Origin of the sequence: Chitinophaga sp., from assembly GCF_039596455.1 — a bacterium.
Lineage (GTDB): Bacteria > Bacteroidota > Bacteroidia > Chitinophagales > Chitinophagaceae > Chitinophaga.
In genome coordinates, this window is the sequence record NZ_JBCNJR010000007.1 from 287421 (window position 1) to 309410 (window position 21990).

The 21990-nt window shown below is 53.9% G+C and carries 21 protein-coding genes; 13 read left to right on the forward strand and 8 right to left on the reverse strand.

The window, feature by feature from the left end:
- Nucleotide 1: 1 nt before the first annotated feature.
- Entirely contained in the window at nucleotides 2-3247 is a 3246-nt protein-coding gene (locus ABDW36_RS20660; RefSeq protein ID WP_343703820.1) for a TonB-dependent receptor, read from the reverse strand.
- 623 nt (nucleotides 3248-3870) lie between these two features.
- Here ABDW36_RS20660 and ABDW36_RS20665 point away from each other — a divergent pair.
- Nucleotides 3871-4812, forward strand: coding sequence for a glycoside hydrolase family 43 protein (locus tag ABDW36_RS20665; protein WP_343703821.1), 942 nt, complete (start codon nucleotides 3871-3873; stop codon nucleotides 4810-4812).
- Here ABDW36_RS20665 and ABDW36_RS20670 read toward each other — a convergent pair whose 3' ends face one another.
- Together ABDW36_RS20670 and ABDW36_RS20675 are read right to left on the reverse strand one after the other, a co-directional pair.
- Complete coding sequence (locus tag ABDW36_RS20670; RefSeq protein ID WP_343703822.1) at nucleotides 4813-5247, reverse strand: DUF2147 domain-containing protein; 435 nt, start codon at nucleotides 5245-5247, stop codon at nucleotides 4813-4815.
- Between the two features lie 63 nt (nucleotides 5248-5310).
- Complete coding sequence (locus ABDW36_RS20675; protein WP_343703823.1) at nucleotides 5311-6180, reverse strand: AraC family transcriptional regulator; 870 nt, start codon at nucleotides 6178-6180, stop codon at nucleotides 5311-5313.
- A gap of 138 nt (nucleotides 6181-6318) precedes the next feature.
- Between ABDW36_RS20675 and ABDW36_RS20680 the strand changes: the two genes are divergently transcribed.
- The 10 genes from ABDW36_RS20680 (at nucleotide 6319) to ABDW36_RS20725 (ending at nucleotide 16629) form a co-directional block, all read left to right on the forward strand.
- The gene (locus tag ABDW36_RS20680) at nucleotides 6319-9759 is read left to right on the forward strand and encodes a PVC-type heme-binding CxxCH protein (protein WP_343703824.1); all 3441 of its coding nucleotides are present in this window, start codon (nucleotides 6319-6321) and stop codon (nucleotides 9757-9759) included.
- 9 nt (nucleotides 9760-9768) lie between these two features.
- Nucleotides 9769-10629, forward strand: coding sequence for a sugar phosphate isomerase/epimerase (locus ABDW36_RS20685; protein WP_343703825.1), 861 nt, complete (start codon nucleotides 9769-9771; stop codon nucleotides 10627-10629).
- The gene (locus tag ABDW36_RS20690) at nucleotides 10626-11753 is read left to right on the forward strand and encodes a Gfo/Idh/MocA family oxidoreductase (protein ID WP_343703826.1); all 1128 of its coding nucleotides are present in this window, start codon (nucleotides 10626-10628) and stop codon (nucleotides 11751-11753) included. The genes ABDW36_RS20685 and ABDW36_RS20690 overlap by 4 nt, the downstream gene beginning before the upstream one ends.
- A 120-nt stretch (nucleotides 11754-11873) precedes the next feature.
- On the forward strand, nucleotides 11874-12380 hold the full coding sequence (locus ABDW36_RS20695; RefSeq protein WP_343703827.1) for a DinB family protein: 507 nt from the start codon (nucleotides 11874-11876) through the stop codon (nucleotides 12378-12380).
- A gap of 54 nt (nucleotides 12381-12434) precedes the next feature.
- Nucleotides 12435-13277, forward strand: coding sequence for an alpha/beta hydrolase family protein (locus ABDW36_RS20700; RefSeq protein WP_343703828.1), 843 nt, complete (start codon nucleotides 12435-12437; stop codon nucleotides 13275-13277).
- A gap of 154 nt (nucleotides 13278-13431) precedes the next feature.
- Nucleotides 13432-13950, forward strand: coding sequence for a DUF4142 domain-containing protein (locus ABDW36_RS20705; protein ID WP_343703829.1), 519 nt, complete (start codon nucleotides 13432-13434; stop codon nucleotides 13948-13950).
- 151 nt (nucleotides 13951-14101) lie between these two features.
- A complete protein-coding gene (locus ABDW36_RS20710; protein ID WP_343703830.1) occupies nucleotides 14102-14368 on the forward strand; it encodes a hypothetical protein in 267 nt (88 codons plus the stop codon).
- A gap of 281 nt (nucleotides 14369-14649) precedes the next feature.
- Nucleotides 14650-15225, forward strand: a complete 576-nt coding sequence (locus ABDW36_RS20715; RefSeq protein WP_343703831.1) for an alpha/beta fold hydrolase — start codon at nucleotides 14650-14652, stop codon at nucleotides 15223-15225.
- Nucleotides 15212-15586, forward strand: coding sequence for a DUF1801 domain-containing protein (locus tag ABDW36_RS20720; RefSeq protein WP_343703832.1), 375 nt, complete (start codon nucleotides 15212-15214; stop codon nucleotides 15584-15586). Before ABDW36_RS20715 ends, ABDW36_RS20720 begins: the two co-directional genes overlap by 14 nt.
- Nucleotides 15587-15645: 59 nt before the next feature.
- A complete protein-coding gene (locus ABDW36_RS20725; RefSeq protein ID WP_343703833.1) occupies nucleotides 15646-16629 on the forward strand; it encodes a helix-turn-helix domain-containing protein in 984 nt (327 codons plus the stop codon).
- A 67-nt stretch (nucleotides 16630-16696) separates the two neighbouring features.
- Here ABDW36_RS20725 and ABDW36_RS20730 read toward each other — a convergent pair whose 3' ends face one another.
- Entirely contained in the window at nucleotides 16697-17104 is a 408-nt protein-coding gene (locus tag ABDW36_RS20730; protein ID WP_343703834.1) for an FKBP-type peptidyl-prolyl cis-trans isomerase, read from the reverse strand.
- A gap of 113 nt (nucleotides 17105-17217) precedes the next feature.
- On the opposite strand from ABDW36_RS20730, the gene ABDW36_RS20735 reads away from it, so the two are divergent.
- Together ABDW36_RS20735 and ABDW36_RS20740 are read left to right on the forward strand one after the other, a co-directional pair.
- Complete coding sequence (locus tag ABDW36_RS20735; RefSeq protein WP_343703835.1) at nucleotides 17218-17610, forward strand: hotdog domain-containing protein; 393 nt, start codon at nucleotides 17218-17220, stop codon at nucleotides 17608-17610.
- A 21-nt stretch (nucleotides 17611-17631) separates the two neighbouring features.
- Nucleotides 17632-18378 (forward strand): hypothetical protein, encoded by a 747-nt coding sequence (locus ABDW36_RS20740; protein ID WP_343703836.1) that lies wholly within the window; start codon nucleotides 17632-17634, stop codon nucleotides 18376-18378.
- Nucleotides 18379-18385: 7 nt separating this feature from the next.
- Here the strand turns inward: ABDW36_RS20740 and ABDW36_RS20745 are convergent, their stop codons facing one another.
- The 4 genes from ABDW36_RS20745 to ABDW36_RS20760 are packed head-to-tail and all read right to left on the reverse strand — an operon-like array spanning nucleotide 18386 to nucleotide 21968.
- The gene (locus tag ABDW36_RS20745; RefSeq protein WP_343703837.1) at nucleotides 18386-19033 is read right to left on the reverse strand and encodes a hypothetical protein; all 648 of its coding nucleotides are present in this window, start codon (nucleotides 19031-19033) and stop codon (nucleotides 18386-18388) included.
- Between the two features lie 11 nt (nucleotides 19034-19044).
- Nucleotides 19045-20016, reverse strand: a complete 972-nt coding sequence (locus tag ABDW36_RS20750) for a glycosyltransferase (RefSeq protein ID WP_343703838.1) — start codon at nucleotides 20014-20016, stop codon at nucleotides 19045-19047.
- 3 nt (nucleotides 20017-20019) lie between these two features.
- Nucleotides 20020-21033 (reverse strand): glycosyltransferase, encoded by a 1014-nt coding sequence (locus ABDW36_RS20755; RefSeq protein ID WP_343703839.1) that lies wholly within the window; start codon nucleotides 21031-21033, stop codon nucleotides 20020-20022.
- Nucleotides 21030-21968, reverse strand: a complete 939-nt coding sequence (locus ABDW36_RS20760) for a glycosyltransferase family 2 protein (RefSeq protein ID WP_343703840.1) — start codon at nucleotides 21966-21968, stop codon at nucleotides 21030-21032. The genes ABDW36_RS20755 and ABDW36_RS20760 overlap by 4 nt, the downstream gene beginning before the upstream one ends.
- Between the last annotated feature and the right edge of the window lie 22 nt (nucleotides 21969-21990).

The window sequence follows — 21990 nt, forward strand, 5'->3', positions numbered from 1 at the left end:
GTTAGAAACCGACCTGCAGGCCTATATTGATCACTCGCTGTATGGGATAGCCCAGTCCGCGGCCTGCCATTTCAATGTCCCAGAGCTTGAATTTGCTGAGGGTGAACAGGTTGGTGGCCGTTGCGTACAGGCGGAAGTTCTGCATATGCAGGCGCCTGTTCCATGCCGCGGGCAGGGAGTAGCCTACTTCCAGCTGCTTCAGCCGCAGGAAGGAGCCGTTGCGCATGAACCAGGTATTGGGCTGCACGCTGTTGGCGTTCACAATGGGGCTCAGGCGGGGCCAGAGGGCATAGAGGTTGCGGTTTTCCTCAGACCAGTAGTTGTCTGCATAGGCCTTCAGCAATTGCGTTTCGCCGCCAATGGCCCTGCCGCCTACCGTAAACGGAGAGGTCACGAAGGGGGAGGTTTGCTCTACGTTGATCCAGAAAGAAGAGCGGGCAGAGCCCTGGAAGAACAGGGAGAAGTCAAAGCCCTTGTATTTGGTGGTAAGACCGGCGCCGTACACAATTTCAGGCCTTTCCGGGAAGCCGATGGGCACCATGTCACGCTGGTCAATGATCTTGTCTCCGTTGATGTCACGGTACTTGATGTCTCCCGCGCGGGTCTCAAAACCGTTGAAGCGTTGCTCCGGAGAGCTTCTTACTTCTTCGTCGTCAATAAACAGGCGTTCTGCTATATATCCCCAGCGCTGCGCCGTGGAGTGGCCTTTGCGGTAGCGCCAGGGCTCATCGTACATAGGCTCTTCATATGCTTCAAACACGTTGCGGGCATAGGTGAAGTTGCCGCGCAGGCCCAGGTACCAGTTTTTGGTGATGTTGGCGTTGTAGTCAAGCGAAATATCCAGCGAGCGGGAGGCGGCGCGGCCTACGTTGGCCTGCGGCGTTTCTCCCTGCAACCCCATGGATTTGGGGATGGATGCGCGGGGCATGAGAATGTTGTAGCGGGACTCTATGAAGTACTCCACGATCATGTCCAGCTTGCCGAGCAATCCTATCTCCATACCAAAGGTGGAGTTCTTGGCGGTTTCCCAGGTAATGGCCCGGTTGTCGTACCGGCTGATGGAAATACCGTCCCTGTAATAGCCGCCGGTGGTGCCGAAACGGGCGCCTTTTGCCGAGGTGGACATGTTGACGGTAGAGAGGTAGAAGAAGCGCTCGTCCTCGTTGCCGATGGCATCGTTGCCTACCAGGCCGTAGTTGGCGCGCAGCTTCAGCTTGTTCACAATCCTGCGGTACGGCTCCCAGTACTTTTCGCTGGATACCATCCAGGCGGCGCCAATAGTGGGGAAGAAACCGAAGCGCTCTGTTTTGTAGAAACGTTCGGAGCCGTTGTAGCCGAAGTTGGCTTCAAGGAAATATTTATCATCATACGCGTAGGTAACGCGGCCGGAAAGGCCGAGGTTGCGTGCCGGCAGGGAGCGCTGCAGGCTGGAGCCGGTAACGCCGTTGAGCCGGTTGCGCGCTATGAAAATGAGCATGCCGGCCACGGTATGGCGGTCATTGAACGTACGGTTGTAGTCCATGGCAGACTCCAGGTAGAATACGGACTGCACGGTTTTTTCTCCCGGCTCAAAGCTGAGGTAGTCCGTACCTGTTTCCGGGTTGATGTTGTAGATCTTGTAAGCGTTGGTAGGCCTGTCATAACTGCCCACCGTGTACAGGAAAGGCCTGTAGGCCCTTATCAGCTCCACATAGGCAGAGCGGTTGGTGTTCATCATGGCGCGAATGGAGAGGCCTTTGGTGATGAAGTCTGACAGGTCCTGCTTCACTTCAAACTGCGCCAGCATGAGCGAGCGGGAGGTTTCCTTGTAACCCCGTATCATATCAGCATAGGGGTTGAGGTATTGCCCCTGGTCTGCATTGCCGAAGAGGATGTGATTGGTGAACTGGTGCTCATCATCTACCGGGTAATAGGCCGGGAACATCACCTGGTTGGCGCGCATCACTTTGGCGTAAAGCATTTCGCCGCCGTCTATAGGCCCGTTGTAGTCATCAAACGTACCGTGCAGGCGCACCATGGCGCTGGTAGACTTGGTGAGCTTGAGGTTGACGTTGGAGCGGAGGGTGTATGTTTTCAGATCGATGTTGTTGTTGAAGTTGTTGCGACCGTCTACATTGAGCACGCCGTTGTCTTTGGTAAGGCCGCCTGAAACGTAATAAGTGGCTATCTGCCCGCCGCCGCTTACGCTGAAGTTGCCGCGCTGGTTCATGGTCCTGTCTTTGAACAGCATGTCCCGCCAGTTGGTGGTAGGGAACACCACCGGGTTGAGGCCGCTTTCCGTATTGTCTATCTTGGCTTGTGAGTAAGGTTGTATGCCCAGCGGGTTGCGGGTGAGCACGGCTTCATTGTTCAGCTTCATATAGGTGACGGGGGCTGCCAGCTCTACATTGCGGGTAGGCTGGGAGATAGAGTTTTCCAGCCTGATGTTGAGCTTGGGCTTGCCTTCCTTTCCTTCCTTGGTGGTAACCAGTATTACGCCGTTGGCGCCGCGGGCGCCGTAAAGCGCATTGGCTGTAGCGTCTTTCATGATGGAGAAGCTGGCAATATCGTCCGGCTGCAGGCGCGCCAGCTCCGTGGTGGTATATTCAATACCGTCTATCAGGATGAGCGGGTCTTTCTTGTAACCGAAGGTGGTGGCGCCGCGGATGAAGAATTCCGCATTGTCCATACCGGGCTCCCCGCTGCGCTGGTAGGCAATAACACCCGCCAGGCGGCCCGCCAGCGCGGTGGTAAGGTTGCTGGAAGGCACTTTCAGCTCTCCGGGATTAATGGTAGTAATGGAACCGATCACCGATTCTTTTTTCTGTTTGCCGAATGCCACCACCACCGTTTCACCCAGCTGGTTGGAGGAGGGGCTCAGCTCAACGTTGATCACACTGCGGCCGTTCAGCGGAATTTCGCGGGGCGTGTAGCCGATCATGCTGAACACCAGCACCAGCGTATTATCCGGTACTTCCAGTATATACCTGCCGTTAATGTCTGTAGTAGTGCCAATGTTAGGGCTTCCCTTTACCAGTATGGTAACACCGGGCATAGCAGCGCCCGTGCTGTCTGTTACCTGCCCGCGAACTTCCTTGTTCAGTTTCCACATGGCCGCAGGTGCATGCGCAGCGTGTGGACTGGCGGTGTGTACAGGGCTGCCTAAGGAAGCTTTTCCCGGCAGCGTTCCTGCTGCCTGTGTTTGCAGCGCAACGGGCAATAGCACGCCCATCACACCACAAACGCGCATGGTGAGTGTTCTTTTCATTTGTATGTTTTTTCTGATCACAAAAACCCCGGCCCTTCATTCAGGAGCATAACCTGCCCGGCCGCCTGCTGCAGCATAGCGGGATAGCCTGCACAAGGTGTACATGCTCCATTTGAAGCCCGAAGCGCTTCTTTTGGTTGAGTGGATTTCTGATTCTAAGATCTGCCAGTTTTCATAACATGTTCTTTTAGGGACGCACCAGTCCTGTTTGCATACTTTGCCTTTGTTTTAAACTGCAATCGTTTGCATTAACTGGTAAAAAATAAATGCCTGGTCTCACCTTGGCTTTCGCAGCCAATCAGCAAATTCTGTCATAAGGTAAAAGAAAATAAATGCAGCACGGGCTTGGTTGCGGCCCCTTCTTTCGTAACGTACAAGTCGTATCTAGTTTTCTTCTGGTGGAATTATCATGACGTCTCAAGTACACTTAAAACGTTTGCATAAAAGTCATACAATTATCCGCATGTACCTACTTGAATTTTAGCAAATGTTTGTAGTTTTTTACCAGTTATCGGGAAAGCGCCTTGCCAAATTGCGCCGGCCTCAGTTCCTGTTCATGAAAAGGTTCACTATTTTGTTATTCAAACCGGGATATCCTGATAACTGTCCCGGACTATCGGATTATGATACAACCACGTCTGCTCGCCGCCCTGGCGCTGCTTTGCATGCCGCTGGCGCTGATGGCCCAGCAATTTTCCAACCCGGTGCTCAACCGGGATTTTCCAGACCCTACCGTGATACGCGCGGAAGGAAAATACTATGCCTATGCCACCCAGTCAGGCGCCAACATACAGGTGGCGGTTTCTGCTGACCTGCAGCACTGGGAGCTGCTGGGAGATGCGCTGCCGGAGCCGCCCGTATGGGCCAATACCCATTACTGGGCGCCGCATGTGCTGTATGATGCCGCTTTGCGGAAATACGTGCTCTTTTACTCTGGGGAGTCAGTGTCTGACTCCACCGGCAAGTGCCTGGGCGTGGCGTATGCAGACAGGCCGGAAGGGCCGTTTAAAGACAAAGGTTCGCCCCTGGTATGTGGGGAAGGTTTTGAGCATATAGACCCTATGGCCATTGTAGACCCCCAAACGGGCAAAAAGCTGCTGTACTGGGGTTCCGGCTTCAAACCCATCCGCGTACAGGAAATGACGGACGACTGGAGCGCATTTGCACCCGGCAGTGCAGCCGTTCCCGTGGTAGAGCCCGGGAAAGAAGCAAAATATACCAGGCTGATAGAAGGGGCCTGGATAGACTACCGTGGAGGGTATTACTACCTCTACTATTCAGGAGATAACTGCTGCGGGGAAAAAGCCAGCTACGCCGTACTGGTGGCGCGCTCCAAAAAAGCCACCGGGCCGTTCCGCACCATGGCGGAGGAAAGGGGAACGCCTAACAGTGTGATACTTGAAATGGACAGCACCTGGCTGGCGCCGGGGCATAATTCTGTATTCAGCGATGCAAAAGGCAAACAATATATTGCTTACCATGCTATTCAGCGGGGCAAAGGCGGCGCCAGGGTGTTCTGCATCAGGCCGCTGCGGTACGTGAAAGGCTGGCCGGTGGTGGAGTAGCTACTCCGCCCTCGTCCACACCGTTGTGCGCCCGAACACAGACACGCCCACATACCCGCGTATGTTCAGCTGCCGGCCGTCCAGCTTCATTTTGCTGCTATAGGTCTTGCCGCTTTTGGGATCATATATTTTGCCGCCTGTCCATTCCCCGTCATCATATTTGAAACCGGTAAGTATGACCAGGCCCATCAGCCCGCGGTTGCGCAGCTTGGGGTCTGCGTTCTTGCTGTCTTTCCGCGGTGTTTTACCATCATCTTCAAACTGCCGGGCTATCCATACCAGCTTGCCGGCATACTCGTTGCCGGAGCGGTAGATCTGCACTTTGGCGTCTTTCTCCTCGTTCAACCATGTGCCCACCACAGCGTCTGCCTGTTGCGCCCTGGAAAGGCCGGGCAGGGCAGACAGCAGCAGCATGGCCATTATCACTTTTTTCATGGTATTCATTTTCAATGGTTAGAAATGCATGTTCCCGAATATCGTTAAAATATGCGTAGCCACCTATGCCCCGGTGTACTTTTTACGGTAGCCCAGCGGGTTATAGCCTGTTATTTGCCGGAAGGCGCGGTTGAAGTTGGAAAGGGTATAAAAGCCGCTCTCGTAGCATATGCGCGCCACGTCCATATTCTCTTCCATGAGCAGCTTGCAGGCGTAGCCAATGCGTATTTCCGTGAGGAAGTCTGAAAAACTGCGGTTGGCATGCGTTTTAAAATAGCGGCTGAAGGAAGTAGGTGTCATGTTGGCAATAGTGGCCACTTCGTTAAGGCTGATCTTTTCCCGGAAGTTTTTCATCACAAAGGCATGTACACGGTTCATACGCTCCGTATCCGATGCCTTCAGCTGGTTGGTATAGCCGGCGCTGGAAAGCTGGCGGAACTCCGCAGACTGCGCCAGCAGGTGAAGCAATTGCAGCAGGGTGAGTATGCGGTCAAAATCATGCTGATCCAGTATTTGCTGCATCAGCTGCGTACCTTGCCGGCCTGTATTGCCCAAAAACTCTATGCCCAGGTTGCTGCGCTGCAACAGCTGCCGCAGCTGCCAGCTTTCTCTTTTGCCCAGGAAACCATGGCCCAGGAAGTCTTCCGGCAGGTAGATCACAATTCCCTCCGTCAACAGGTTTTTATTCCCTTCAAAGTACTCCGGGTCACTCTGCCACATGTGCGGCAGGTTGGGGCCGGTCATCACAAAATCTCCCTGCCGGAAAGGGGCCAGGTGGTCTCCGGTAAAGCGGGTACCTGTGCCTTTCAACACCACAAACAACTGGTACTCCGGGTGAAAATGCCAGTTGGGGTCAAAGTGCGGCTCCCGCAAAAACTTCGCTTCAAATACCCTGTCTGCCGAAATAGGTGATTTCTGTAAGGCGGGTTTCATAACGCGTAATTCTTTTCATTTACCATAATAGGATATGTTCAACTGTATTTTATGACATAAAATAGTCAAAATCTGGCAATATCAAGGAAAGCAGGCGGATTAATTTTCCGGAATTTCGTTATGTTATCTTTCCGAACCATGAACAAGCGATTCCACGTCTACCTTCTCAGCATGATATGCTGCTTTGCATGGGCCGCCTGTGCCAAACAGGCGCCGCGTAAAATAGAGATCCTTTTCCTGGGCCACCAGAGCGAGCATCACAACAGCGCGTTGTACATGCCTATGCTGGCTTCGGCGCTGGCCACGGAGGGCATACAACTTACCTATACAGACAATCCTGATGACCTTAACAGCAGCAACCTGGCGCAGTACGATGGCCTGCTGCTCTACGCCAACCATGATTCCATCACGCCGCCGCAGGAAGAAGCACTGCTCCAGTTCGTGAAATCAGGCAAAGGCTTTATTCCCGTTCACTGCGCCAGCTACTGCTTCCGCAATTCTCCGGAGTTTGTGAGCATGGTGGGCGGCCAGTTCCTGAAACATGGTACAGATTCCTTCACCGCGGTGATCACCAATAAAACACACCCCGTCACCCAATCCCTGAAAGAGTTTGCCACCTGGGACGAGACCTATGTGCACGATAAGCTGACAGGAGACCGTACCGTGCTCATGGAGCGGGTAGAGGGCGCCCACCGCGAACCGTGGACCTGGGTGAAACAGTACGGCAAAGGCCGCGTGTTCTACACCGCCTATGGCCACGATGAGCGCACCTGGAATAACCCCGGCTTTCATGCATTACTGAAAGCGGGTATTCTATGGGCCGTGGGAGACGATGTGAAAGCCCTCTGGGAGCCATACCGGGCTGCCATGCCCAAACTGGCGTACCGGCAGGAGGCCAATATTCCCAACTATGAACAACGTGTTCCCGCCCCGCAATACCAGGAGCCGCTTTCACCGGAAGCCTCCGCCAAACTGATACAGGTGCCGCCGGGCTTTGAGCTGCAACTCTTTGCTTCAGAGCCAGACATCATCAATCCCATTGCAATGGACTGGGATGAAAAAGGCCGCCTGTGGGTGATTGAAACGGTAGATTATCCCAACACCGTGCGGGATGATAAAAGCGGGGGAGATGACCGTATCAAGATCTGTGAAGACACAGATGGAGACGGCCGGGCAGACAAGTTCACCATATTTGCGGAAGGGCTGAACATCCCCACCAGCCTGGTGTTCAGTAATGATGGCATCATCGTGTCACAGGCGCCGCATTTCCTTTTCCTGAAAGACACCACGGGAGATGGCAAGGCAGACGTCCGCAAGGTGATCATGGACGGATGGGGCACTTTTGACACCCATGCCGGGCCCTCCAACCTGCGTTATGGTATAGACAACCATATATGGGGCACCGTGGGTTACTCCGGTTTCAAGGGCACTATAGCCGGAGAGCCGTATGATTTCAGCCAGGGCTTTTACCGCTTTGCGCCAGACGTTTCTACTTTCGAATTTATGACCGGCACCAGCAACAATACCTGGGGGCTGGGCTTCACAGAGAACAATGATATATTCGGGTCTACCGCCAACAACACCCACAGCGTGTTCATGGGCATTCCCAACCGCGCGCTGAAAGGCGTGGAAGGCATCAGGGCGGGCGGCAGCAGTAAAATAGACGGGCATTATGCCATGCATCCGATTACACAGCATGTAAGGCAGGTAGATGTATTTGGGGGCTTTACTGCTGCCGCAGGCCACAGTTTTTACACCGCCCGCAATTATCCTGAACCTTACTGGAACAATATTGCTTTTGTATGCGAGCCTACCGGCCACCTGGTACACTCCGCCCGCATAGAAAAAGACGGGGCCGGTTTCAGGGAGAAAGACGGCTGGAACCTTTTTGCCAGCGCTGATGAATGGGTAGCGCCGGTAGAGGCCAAACCCGGCCCGGACGGCGCGGTGTGGGTGCTGGACTGGTACAACTTCATTGTACAGCATAACCCTACGCCTACGCCTGAACGCGGGGGCTACGCCGCCGTAAACGGCAAGGGTAACGCCTACGAAAATCCCCTGCGCGATAAAAGCCATGGCCGTGTATGGCGCGTGGTGAGCAAAAGCGCGAAGAAAGTAAAGCCCTTGCAGCTTAGTAAAAAGGAGCCGGAAGGCTTGCTGGCCGCGCTGGAAAATGACAACATGCTCTGGCGCACCACTGCGCAGCGCCTGCTGGTAGAACGCGGGCAAACAGACGTGCTGCCGCAGCTGGCCGCGCTTGCCAAAAAAGACGGCCCCGCCGCGTTGCATGCCCTGTGGACGATAGACGGGCTGGGCGCTGCCACAAAAAACGGTACGGTGGCCGCCGCGCTGAAACATAAAAATCCCGCCGTGCGCAAAGCCGCCATCCAGATACTGTCACGTTACAACTGGACGGAAGAGCAGGTGATCAGCAGCGGCATTTTGCAAGACCGGGATGCCAACACCCGGCTGGCTGCGCTGGTATCTCTCACGGAAACGGCGCCTTCTGAAAACCTGGGCAAGCTGTTGTACGATATGAGCGGCGAAGAGGCCGTGAAAAAAGACGACTGGCTGGGCAGGGCGCTGTACGCCGCCGCCGCCCGGCACCGCAAAGGCTTTATAGACGCCTTTATGGCTGCCCATCCTGGCTTCAAAATTGAAGTGCCGGCAGCCGTGAACCGCTCCGCTTCCACGCTCAATGATGGGGCATGGAAGCAGATGAAGCTCCCCTCCACCATTGAAGATGCCGGCCTGGAGATAGACGGTGTGATATGGTTCCGTAAAACAGTGAACATTACAGCCCTCGGCAAGGAGGCCGTTATTTCCCTGGGGCCGGTAGACGATTCTGATGAAACCTTTGTGAACGGCGTATCTGTTGGTAAAACAGAACGTAAATGGAATGCTCCCCGCCGTTACAAAATACCGGCGGGCCTGCTGAAACCGGGCGCTAATGTAATTGCGGTACGGGTAGAAGATACCGGCGGCGGCGGTGGCATTTACGGCAAGCCGGAAGAGCTTTACCTGCAAAATGGCAGTGAACGTGTAGCCCTCACCGGTAACTGGCGGTATGAAGTGGAAAAGATCACCCGCGGCCGCTCTGCCAAACTGTTCGGAGACGCCGGGCTGGCTGAGACCTTTGTGCGCGCTTACCTCAATAAACCGGCCACGGAAGAAGCCGGCGCTGCAGGCGGCAATGCGGCCGTTATACAGCTGAAGGTGATCAAGAACGAAATGAAGTATGACCTGAAAACCTTTACCGTAGAAGCCGGAAAGCCTGTGGAGATCGTTTTTGAGAACCCTGACTTTATGCAGCACAACCTGGTGATCACCCGGCAGGGCGCGCTGGCCATAGTGGGCAAGGCGGCAGACAAGATGGCTTCCCGGCCGGACGGCGCTGAAAAGCATTATGTGCCGGAAGTGCCGGAAGTGCTGTATTCTACCAAACTGGTCAACCCGCAGGAAAAGGTAACGCTGCGTTTCACCGCGCCTGCGCAACCGGGAGACTATCCCTTTGTATGCACCTTCCCCGGTCACTGGTCTATTATGAACGGCATTATGAAAGTGGTCGCTAAAAAATAATTACACGGCATGCAGCAACAGATACAATTAGGCGTGAGCACCTGGCTATGGACGTCTCCCTTCACCACAGACACCATTGCCCTTTTTCCCAAAATAAAGGGGATGGGCTATGACGTGGTGGAAATACCCGCGGAGTACCCTGAACTGATCAACGGCCCGGAAGTGGCCCGCGCGCTGGCGGATAACGGGCTGAAAGCCGTGGTATGCGGCGCTTTTGGCCCTACGCGTGACCTTACGCATACAGACCCTGCCGTGCATGAGAACTGTTTTGCCTACATCCGCGCCTGCTTTGAACTGTGCAACGCTGTGGGCGCCACCTTCCTGGCAGGCCCCATGTATTCCGCGGTAGGAAAAACGCGCATGCTGCCGCCGGAGGAGCGGCGGCGGGAGTGGGAGCTGGCAGTGAAGAACCTGCAACGGGTATGTGCCGATGCGGCTGCGCAGGGCCTATCCATTGCCCTGGAGCCGCTGAACCGCTTCGAGTCTGACCTGGTGAACACCGCGGCAGACGTACGCCGCCTGGTAGATGACATCAATCATTCCGCTGCCGGCATTCTGCTGGACGGTTTTCATATGGCCATTGAAGAGCGCAACCTGGAAGCAGCGTTCCGGCAGGCGGGCAACAAGTTATTACACGTGCAGGTAGCGGAAAACTACCGCGGCGTGCCGGGCACGGGGCAAACTCCCTGGCAGAGCTTTAGGAAAGGATTACAGGCCATTGGCTACAACGGCGTGGTGAGCATAGAAAGCTTCACGCCAGCAATAAAAGAACTGGCCGGCGCCGTATGCATCTGGCGTTCTTTTGCAGACAGCCAGGATGCTTTTGCGCAGGACGGCTATCATTTTTTACATCAATTGTTAAGATCATGAGCAAGAAGATCAATATTGCCATTGTGGGCCTGGGTTTTGGCGCGGAGTTCATTCCCATTTACCAGCATTACCCTCATGCCAACCTGGTGGCCATCTGCCAGCGTAACGAAAAACGCCTGAACGAAGTGGGAGATGCCTTCGGCATTGCCAAACGGTATACGGACTACGATGCCTTGCTGAGAGATCCGGAAATAGATGCCGTGCATATCAACACGCCCATTCCTGACCACGGCATACAATCCATCAAAGCGCTGCAGGCAGGTAAACATGTGGCCTGTACAGTGCCCATGGCCACTACCGTAGAAGAATGCGAAGAAATTGTACGCCTCACCCGGGAAAAGGGGCTCACCTATATGATGATGGAAACGGTGGTATACGCCCGTGAGTTCCTGTTCATGAAAGAACTGTACGAGAAAGGGGAACTGGGCCGCCTGCAGTTCCTGAAAGCCAGCCACCAGCAGGATATGGACGGCTGGCCCAACTACTGGCCCGGCCTCCCGCCCATGTATTACGCCACGCATTGCGTGGGCCCTGTGCTGGGCCTGATGCGCGGCGAAGCGGAGTACGTGAGCTGCATGGGCTCCGGTACCATCCGCGAAGAGCTGCAGCAGCATTATAATTCCCCTTACGCAGTAGAGACCACGCATATAAAATTCCGCAATTCAGACCTCTGCGCGCATGTATACCGCTCCCTGTTTGATGTGGCGCGCCAGTACCGCGAGAGCTTTGAAGTATACGGGTCAAAAAAATCTGTAGAATGGCCTTTGATAGAAGGCCAGCCCCTGGTGGTGCATACGGCCAAAAAACCGGAACCTGAAATACCGCAGGAAACGGAATGCCCTGACTATGCTCACCTGCTGCCGGAGCCCATCCGCCGGTTCACCCGGCAGGGCGTGTATGATGCAGACAGCCATCAGCACCTTTCATTCACGCAGGGCGCGGGGCATGGCGGCTCCCACCCACACCTTGTACATGCCTTTGCAGACGCGCTGGTAAACGGCACACAGCCATACCCCAACGCGGTACAGTCTGCCAATATCACCTGCGTGGGCATACTGGCCCACGAGTCTGCGAGGCAGGGCGGCGCCATACTGCGGCTGCCGGCTTTCACTCTTAGTTTATAACGTGTAATTTAAGTGTAAACATGACCAGGCCCGGGCACTTTTGCCCGGGCTTTTTTACCGCTGACATACCACTGTCATTTCTCTTTCGTTACTTTGCTGCTGACATCAAACTACACCATTATGCAACAGGAGAGCCCTATTGTATATGTTACGAGGAATTACGCCGGTTATAACTACTGGGCCAATAAGATGCTCATAGACTGGCTGCGTACAAAGCCGCAGGACGTGCTGCATAAAGAAGTCCCGTCAAGCTTCCCTTCTATCTGGCAAACGCTGCAACATATGCTGAAAGCACAACGCTACTGGCTGGCGGTGCTCCGCAGGGAAAAAGATGCACGGAGCGAGCTGTCAGCCCCGGGGCCTGATGACGTGCCGGAGAGCATGGTGGCTCATTCGAAGGAAATGGCGGCGTTTATCAGCGGCATGAGCGAATCCGCCATCAACGAGCCGCTGCTGGTGGTGAACCCCTGGTTTGAAAGCAACCTCCCGGCCTTTGAATATGTAATGCAGGTGGTGAACCACAACACCTATCACCGTGGCCAGGTGGTTACCATGGGCCGCCACCTGGGGCTGACGGATGCACCTATGACTGATTACAATTACTTCAATGTTTTCGGTAAACAGTAAACGGCTGAAAAAATAATATGTATTTTGGGCGGACTAAAAAAACACGTCCTCAGTATGAAATTATTGTTACTGACCTCCAGGGTGCTGATGCTGGCCGCCGTTTGCGTGCTGCTCTCTGCGCCCGCTCGCGCCTCACAGACAGATACCGTTGAAACCTACAGCGCGGCCATGCAGAAAACCATCAAGGCCGTGGTGATCAAACCGGAAGGATATAATAATGCCAAAGAGCTGCCGGTAGTGTACCTGCTGCACGGCCATGGCGGCAATTATGCAGACTGGGTGAAAAAAGCGGAAGGCGTACAGGAGCTGGCAGATACTTACAATATGCTCATTGTTTGTCCTGACGGGGGCGTGAGCAGCTGGTACTGGAACAGCCCGGCAGATGCATCTTACCAGTATGAAACCTATGTATCCAAAGAGCTGGTGGCCTGGGTAGACAGTCATTACAAAACCATCCGTGACCGTAAAGGCCGTGCTGTTACCGGCCTCAGCATGGGCGGCCACGGGGCGCTGTACCTGGCTTTCCGCCACCAGGACGTGTTTGGCGCTGCCGGCAGCATGAGCGGCGGTGTAGACATCAGGCCTTTTCCCAACAACTGGAACATGGCCAAACGCCTTGGTACTTATGCAGAGCAGCCCGCCCGCTGGGAGAGCCATACTGTCATCAATATGCTGCACCTGCTGAACCCCAAAGAAAAAGAACTGGCGCTGGTGATAGATTGCGGTACGGAAGATTTCTTTTACCAGGTGAACGAAAACCTGCACGAACAATTGCTTTACAGGAATATCCCGCATGATTATTATACACGCCCCGGCGCGCACAATTGGGACTACTGGAAAAATGCCGTCCAGTACCAGCTGTTGTTCATGCACCGTTTCTTCAACCGGAAAGGCTGATCCTCAAAGTGCCCCCTCCGCTCCACAATTTAGCGCAGGCTGAAACTCACTGCCGATGCGTTATTGACTGGAAATCCGGGTGTTAAGGTAACGGCCATTGGCGGCTGTAATGCCAAGCACAGCTTTTGTTTCCCTTTCATAAACAATAGGATGTATGAAAGGCATGCAATTGCTGGTGGCAGCAGCGCTGATGGCCGTTTCCTGTGGAGGTGAGGGGCCCGGTGTTAACCCGCCCGTGCTGACGGAGCATGACAGAACTTTTGCCATAGAAGCGTCTTACGGCAACTACGCTGAAGCAGACCTGGGCACGGTGGCAGATACCATCTCCACCAATGATTCCGTGAGCGCCTTTGCCCGCATGATGGTGGCAGATCATAACGCTGCACAAACAGAACTGGAAAATATCACCAGCGCCTGGCCTGTTAACCTGCCCGAAGGGCCTGATTCCCTGCACCGCGCCCTGAAGCAGCAGTTATTGACCCTGCAGGGTTTACAGTTCGATACTACCTATATGAACGCCCAGATCACTGATCATGAAAGGGCCGTGGCCTTGTACCAGAAAGCGGCAGACAGCAGCAGGGTAGGAGCCTTGCGCGCTTATGCAGCTAAATATCTGCCCGGCATACGGATGCACCTGGAGCAGGCACGCACCATGCGGCAGCAATTGCGTTAAAGCGCCGCAAGGTGGAAAAAAAAAGTGATCCGGCATGGATGATCACGGGTGTTTCTGAAAGGCAGGCTCTGCGGAGCCTCCTTTTATTTTTTAAGCCAATTTTAAGCCTTGTGTTCGCCTAAACAGCTTAACTTTTGGTAAAATTCATACCATGAAAAAACTGCTCACCATCATTCTGGCACTGGCAATGAGCGCTACCGGCGTCATAGCCCAGCAAAAGGCCGCGGCGCCGGCCCAGCAGCAGCCCGCTACGGCTACAGCTCCGCAAAAGACGGCCAACGCCAAACACCTCAAGAAAGACGGCACACCGGACAAACGATATAAGGAAAACAAAAAGGCCAGTGCTCCGAAGAAGAAAGACGGCACGCCAGATATGCGTTACAAGGAGAACAAGGAAAAAGCAAAGAAAAAGTCATAATCCCGGCAAATTCGTGTGTATCAGTACCGGCCACAACCCGCAGCTTTCCAGCCGCGGGTGGCCGGTTTTTTATGTGCCTGCCCGGCATTGCGCTTCACGTGTTATTGCTTTCAGGTGCCGGTGTTACGGTACAGTACCTTTGACACCATTATACCTGCCCGCCCCTTTGTCGGATTTCCCCCTCTTTTTGCCGCATTCACACGCTATTTCTACCCGCAGATCATTTTACATTTGTACCAGTGGAGGCGCAGGCTGATGAGCGTCGCAAACAGAGGGCTACTATGAAGAAAAAACAAATATTGTTCCTGCACAGCGGAGGGCCGCAGGGCCCGCATGAAGGGAGTAACGACCTTGTGCGCAGTTTGCAGGAGGCGCTGGGAGAGGGGTACCAGGTATCCTACCCGCAGATGCCGGACCCGGAACATCCCGTTTATGCACTATGGAAAGCCGAGCTGGAAAGGGAAATAGCGGCGGCGGAAGACGGTGTGGTGCTGGTAGGTCATTCCCTGGGCGGCTCCGTGATCCTCAAATTCCTTTCAGAAGAAAAATGTGATAAAGCCATTGGAGGGCTCTGTATTGTGGCCGCGCCGTTTTGGGGGCCGCCTGACTGGCAGGTGGAAGAATATATGCTGACAGAGAACTTTGCCTTCCGGCTGCCCCGTATTCCACGCATTTTCCTGTACCACAGCCGGAATGACGAAGTAGTACCTTTTGAACATGTACAGCATTACGGCGAAGAACTCCGCTGGGCCACCATCCGCGCGTTCGAGAACCAGGGCCACCTGTTCAGCAGCGGCCTGCCGGAGCTGGTGAAAGATATCAAACAACTCGCATCTTTACCTTATGAACGATACTGAAAAAGTAAACGAGCTGATGCAGCGCCTGGAGCACCCGCTGAAAGCGGAAATAGAGGCGGTAAGGGCCATCATCCTGAAAGCAGGTGGTGAAGAGCTGGCCGAGCGGGTGAAATGGAACGCTCCCAGTTTCTACCCGAAAAAAGACAGGAAAAAAGACATGGCAGCCTTCCATACCCGTGCTACTCAGCATGTACACCTGGTCTTCGTTTTCCATAACGGCGCCATGATACACGATAGCAGCCTGCTGGAAGGAGATTACAAAGACCGGCGCATGGCTTATTTTAAAGACATGGCAGACGTGAAGGCCAAAAAGAAAGAACTGGAAAGAGTAGTAAAAGAATGGGTGAAACGGCATGAATAGGCGTAAAAACGGCATTTAGAGGGGTTGATTGCGACAATTATTTGTATTACATTTATGATATGAAACACGTATCCATTCTTGTTCCACGCGGGCTTACGAGCCTGGTTAATATGGAAGGCACCTATCACATCCTTTCAGAAGTAAACACTTTGCTGGCCTCCATGGAGCGGGACCCGCTGTTCCAGATACAGCTGGTGGGCATCTCCCAGGAGTCTGTACAGCGCAACGGCCTCTTTACCGTTACGCCTGACGTGCTGGTAAAAGACGTTAAAAAAACAGACCTGGTCATCATCCCTGCCACGCAAGACCAGCCTAATACGGTGCTGGAGCTCAACAAGGAGTTTATACCCTGGGTGGTAGACCAATACAACAACGGTGCTGAAATTGCCACTTTTTGTGTGGGTGCCTACCTCCTGGCGGGCACAGGCCTGCTGAAAGGCCGGCAATGCGCCACCCACTGGAAAATGGTGAATGATTTCAGGCAGATGTTCCCGGACGTGAACGTGGTAGACGACAAGATCATGACGGAAGAAGACGGCATTTACACCAGCGGCGGCGCCTATTCCTTCCTGAACCTGCTCATCTACCTGGTAGAGAAATATGCGGGAAGAGACGTGGCCGTGCTCATTTCGAAGGTATTTATGATAGACCCGGACCGCGTGAGCCAGTCACCCTTCATTATATTCCAGGGGCAGAAGGAACATGAAGATACCCCCATCAGGGAAGCGCAGGAGTTTATTGAAAAGAACTGGCAGGAAAAAATTACGGTAGACCAGCTGGCTTCCATGTTTGCGCTGGGCCGCCGTAACCTGGAGCGCCGCTTCAAGAAAGCCACTTCCAACACCGTAGTGGAATATATTCAAAGGGTGAAGATGGAAGCCGCCAAAAAAGCGCTGGAAACCAGCCGCAAGAGCGTGAATGAACTGATGTATGATGTGGGGTATTCAGATACCAAGGCCTTCCGTACGGTGTTCAAGAGAGTAACCGGCCTTTCTCCCATAGAATACAGGAACAAATACAATAAAGAAGCCGCTACGGCTTAACCATAGCGGCCTTCATAATATGCATAATGCCCGGTCACAGCATGTTGGCCGGGCATTGTTGTATAGTTTAGCTGATGCCCAGCAGTTCTACGTCAAATATGAGCGTGCTGTTGGGGCCTATCTGGGCGCTTACCTGCCGGTCTCCATACCCGAGGTGAGGCGGTATGAAAAAACGCCATTTGCTGCCCTGTTCCATCAGCTGCAGTCCTTCCGTCCAGCCTTTGATCACCATATTGAGGGGGAAAGTGGCGGGTTGGCCGCGCTGTACGGAGCTGTCAAACACCGTACCGTCTATCAGCGTGCCGTGGTAATGGCAGGTTACCTTGCTGGTGGCGGAGGGCTTGGGGCCGTTGCCTTCCTTTATCACTTCATACTGCAGCCCGCTGGGCAAGGCCACCACGCCGGGTTTCTGCTGGTTGGCCGCCAGGAAGTCCTGCCCGGCTTTCAGGTTAGCCGCGGCCTTTTCATTTTTCATCTGAAAGAGTTTATCTGCAATTCCCATGTTTTAATTTTTGCAAAGATACGTCATTTCCGCACGGTGCTCTGCCTGCATTTTGCTAATTTTGCGCAGCATTCAAACCATACATAATGAATTTTTATACCAGGAAATGGGTGAAGCCGGAAGACCTTAACGCGCACGGTACCCTCTTTGGCGGCAGCCTGCTGCGGTGGATCGATGAAGAGGCCGCCATTTACGCCATTATTCAACTGGGCACCAACCGCTGCGTTACCAAGTACATGTCCGAGATCAATTTCATCAACTCCGCGCGCCAGGGAGATATTGTGGAGCTGGGCATCAAGGCTACCCACTTCGGCCGTACTTCATTATCACTCGCCTGCCAGGTGAGGAACAAGATCACCCAGAAAACCATTCTCACCATAGATAAAATAGTGTTTGTCAGCGTTGATGAAAACGGCGTGCCCGCCCCGCACGGAAAAACCACTATTACTTATACGGACGAGCGGCTGCGGGAAGATTGATTTTTTTAATAGTTTCGGAAGATGAGATCATGCCCCTTATTCCTGCTTTCTTTTGTATTGGCCTGCTGCCTTTGTGTACCCGGCGCCGCCCAGCAGGTAAACATTGAGATTAACACCCTTTCCCTTTTTGACAGCGCCCGCAACCGGCCGGTGCCGCTGTGTATTTATGCACCTGTGAAGGAAGGTAAGGGCCGGTTGAAGCCGGCGCTTATCAGTCATGGTTATGGCGGGAAGAACAACGGGTATGGCTTTATTGCGGCCTACCTGGCTGCACACGGTTATTATGTGGTCAGCATTCAGCAAGACCTGCCGGAAGACGCCCCCATGCCCAACACGGGCAAACCGTATGAAGTGCGCATGCCCTTTTGGAAACGGGGCGCTGAAAGCATCTTGTTTACGCTGAACGAACTGAAAAAAACAAAGCCTTCGCTGGACTATCAGCACCTGTTATTGGTGGGGCATTCTAACGGCGGGGATATGAGCATGTTGTTTGCGAAGAACTATCCCGGCCTGGCGGCGGCCATTATTTCACTGGATAACCGGCGCATGCCTTTTCCCCGGGCGGAACGCCCGCGGGTACTTTCCCTCCGCTCCAGTGACCAGCCGGCAGACAGCGGTGTAATACCCACGCCGGCAGAGCAGGCCCGCTATCACATGAAAGTAGTGAAATTGCCGGCCACCATCCATAACGATATGTGGGATGGCGCTACGGAAGCCCAGAAAGCAGAAATGCTCCGCTATATAGGAGCATTCCTGCGTACATTGTAAGGCGGTGTTATTCTCCCGTCACTTCCCTGCATTTCTCAATGAACCTTGCAGAAATATTGTCTCTTGAATAAAAAGCGTGGTATATGGCGTTGTTGTACGTTGTGCCCAGCCCGAAGCGCTTGTGTTCCGGGTGGTAGAGGTCCCATTTTTCTTCTTCAATGTGTGTGGGCCACCAGTATTTTACCTGCCCGCCGTTCCGCTGAACATGTTCTGTGAGGTTTTGCCCTGCGTCCATATCTTCCGTCATGTTCATGTCCGGGTAATTCAATTCTTTCAGGTAGGCGGTGGAAATGGCAAAAAAGAAAGGGGAAACATACAGGTTTTGCCCGTTGCGGAGGTGGTTGGCGGTTTGCGCTGCGCCTACAATAGTGTGCGGCTCCAACAGGTCATTCAGCAGCCATTGCAGCCATTGCGGATGAGTGGGTATGCAGTCTATGTCGAAAATGATGATGTAGTCCGTATCCGTTACGTTGCGGCATACGTGGTTCAGGAAATCCCCGTGGCTGAAACGTTTGTCAAACACATGGTTGATGCTGAGACCGAATTTGGAGAACACCGTCTTCTGGTACACCGGCACGTCAGGGTTCACGTTCTGGTTATAGAAAGAAAATATCTTGAAAAGGGACTGTTCCTGTTTTTTCTTCTTAAAGAACATGCTGCTTTTTTTTATTGTCTGTACATGAATTTTTTGATCAATGCCCTGGGAGTATTGTTTTTACCCGGCAGGGGCGAGAGGTAGAACAGGGTCAGCTGCTCATCCTGCAACTGCCGGTCTGTAAGCCCCAGGCGGCAGAGCAATATCCTGAACGGCGCCAGTGCCAGCAGGCGCCAGCGGTTCTTTTTGCTGTTCCTGTGATGCAGGCGAAGTGCAAGGTCGTATTCTCCCAGCACTTTTCCAGCTTCCACAATGCCGGCCATCAGTTTTTCCCGGTAGGGAACGGTGAGGCGGTCTTTGGGAATGAAGTGCTGCAATATCATCTGTTCATCATAGTACAATTTATATCCCCATAGCAGCAGGCGTTTGCAGTACTCAAAATCGTCCCCGGTGCTGAGGTGCTGCCCGTCGCGGCCATTGAGGAGGGAAGGGTAGCGGTCACTGTTCACTTCCAGGAAGAGAGATTTGCGGGTTACGAGGCCTGCGCCCAGCACCAGCCCGCGGCTGCTTACGTCTCCCGAAGGGCCGAAACGGATGCTGACGGCATATTTGTCTTTGTATTCCTCAAACCAGTCAGGATAAGCGGGCGCATCCGTTACCGGCACGTTTTTGCCGCCGCCGGCGCCAAATTGCGGCTGCTGCGCCATTGCCCAGGCATGGGCCACATAGTTGTTGCCCAGCCAGTTATCATCATCACAAAACACCAGGCATTCCGCCTGCGCTTCCTGTACGCCTTTTTTACGCGCGTGCATCTGGCCCGGTTGCGGTTCTGATACCACCCGCAACGGTACGCCTGGCGGGCCAAAGCGTTGCCAGCAATCTGTGGCTGTGGCGGCGGTATTGTCTGTAGAGGCGTTGTCTATTACCAGCACTTCCCAGCTGCCCTGCGCCGGAGGCTGCTGCTGCGCAAGGTGGCGCAACGTGTCCGGCAGGCGGGCGGCACTGTTAAAGCAGCATATAATTACGGATACTTGTACGGGCATGTGTTACTGCAGGTTCAGGAATTTTACAATATTCACTACCGTGGCGGGCAGCGGCTTGTTCAACGCGGTGTAGATGCCGGCGTTGATGCTGAGGAAACGTACCAGCTCAAACTTTTTCATAGGGTTGCGGTGCCAGGTGGCTTTAATGGTGCGCTTCAGCGCCTGCCTGCTGAACTTGGCTTCGGCCATCAGCCGCCGCAGCAGCTGCGGTTTTCTTTCGGGGAACACTTCCAGCATGCAGCTTTCATAACACAGGCCGGTGCCCCAGGCCAGGCGCTGCAGGTACTTGCGGCTGGCGCGGCTGCGGGGAATGATATGATGCATTTGCAATGTGGGAGACACGCCGGCGGCATAGCCCTTGCTGATGCAGAGCAGCACCATCTGCGTATCTTCTCCGCTGGTAAGCGCCGCTCCCGTTCTGCCGGGCTGCGTGAAACGGCCCTGTTCTGCCAGCTCTATATATTCCTTCAGCAGAAAGGTATAAGTGCACAGGCCGGTGCCAAAGGGGTAGCAGTGCTGCCACTCCCTTTCGGTAGAAAATTCCGCTGCCTCATCGTGCCGCTCCTGGAAAGCCATCCGTGCATAACCCTCTATCTTTTTGTCTATGCCGTCAATAAAATCCACATATACCTGCCCGGGGCCCCATGCGCCTACCTGCGGAAAACGGTCGTTCAGGCTTTTTAGCTCCTGCAGGTAGCTGGCGGCCGGTTCATTATCATAGTCTATGTACACGGTGAATTTGCCCTGCGCCTTTTCTATGGCGGCCATACGCGCGTACCTTACGCCCTGCTGTTTTACTTCCAATATTTGAAGATCGGGAATATTTTTCGTGTGTTCCTGTACGTAAGCAAGGCTGCGTACGGGTATTTTACTGTTGTTGTCTACCAGTATCACCTCCGTGCGCAGGCCTTCCCTGTCCAGTTCAGACACGGCCTTCAGGCACCTGGTGAGCAGCCGCTCGTCAGGGTTATAAGTGCATATCACAATGGAATAATCCTTGTCATAGTTTGCTTTCATTGAAACAGGCTTTTCATCCATCTTTTCAATCTGTTTTTGAGTTTCCTGTGCCTTCTCCATTTCTGTGCCAGGTCAAATTCCTTGTTGAGGAAGTAATAGTCCGCCGCTTTTTCAGGTAAGAAATATACAGGATGCGTTAATGCTGTCAGCTCACCCGCAGGCAGCGCTGCGTGATGGTTGGCCGGGTTGTGGGTATGCGTGCCGTCTTCCCTGAAACCGATATTGCTGATCAGGTTCACATTGGGAGTGGCACAGAGGCCGTTCTCGAAAAACGTGATCAGGTTCAGCTGGTAGTCCCACGTATCAATTTTACCGGCCTTGAGGTCTGCGAATATTTTTTCCCATTCCTTTATTAAGAACGGATCGTCAAACACTTTCCGTATATGCTCCGCCGCTTCTTCCTGCGTGTATTGCCGCAGTTCCGGGTCATACCGCTCCCAGACGCGCCGCCAGCTTGCCCAGCCCCAGATGTTGCTGTACTGGGAAAAATAATAGCTGGCCTTGCCCCATTGCCGGCCCATTTGCAGGTTGGTGCCTGTAATGATGCGCACCCGCTCGTCATGCCGGTATTTCTCCAGCAGTGCGTCGCAGAAACGGAAAAAACTGCTGTTGGGCAGGCAATCGTCTTCCAGTATGATGCCTTCCGTTTCCTGGTCAAAAAACCAGGTAATGGCGGAAGCTACGGCCTCCCTGCAACCCAGGTTCCGCTCCCGGAACAGGGTATGGCAGGTGCAGGGCCAGTCTACCTGCTCCGCTACCGCCCGGGCCTGCCGGCACAGCTCCACGTCTGCCGTATTTCCCTCCCGCGGCCCGTCTGCCGCAATATAGAGGCGCGCGGGGCGTGCCGCCCTGATCTGTTCAAAGACACGCTGCGTTAAATCCGGACGGTTGAAGAGGAGAAATAAAACGGGTGACTGCACTAAGTAGGTCTCCATAATGGTTGTAAACGATTGATGC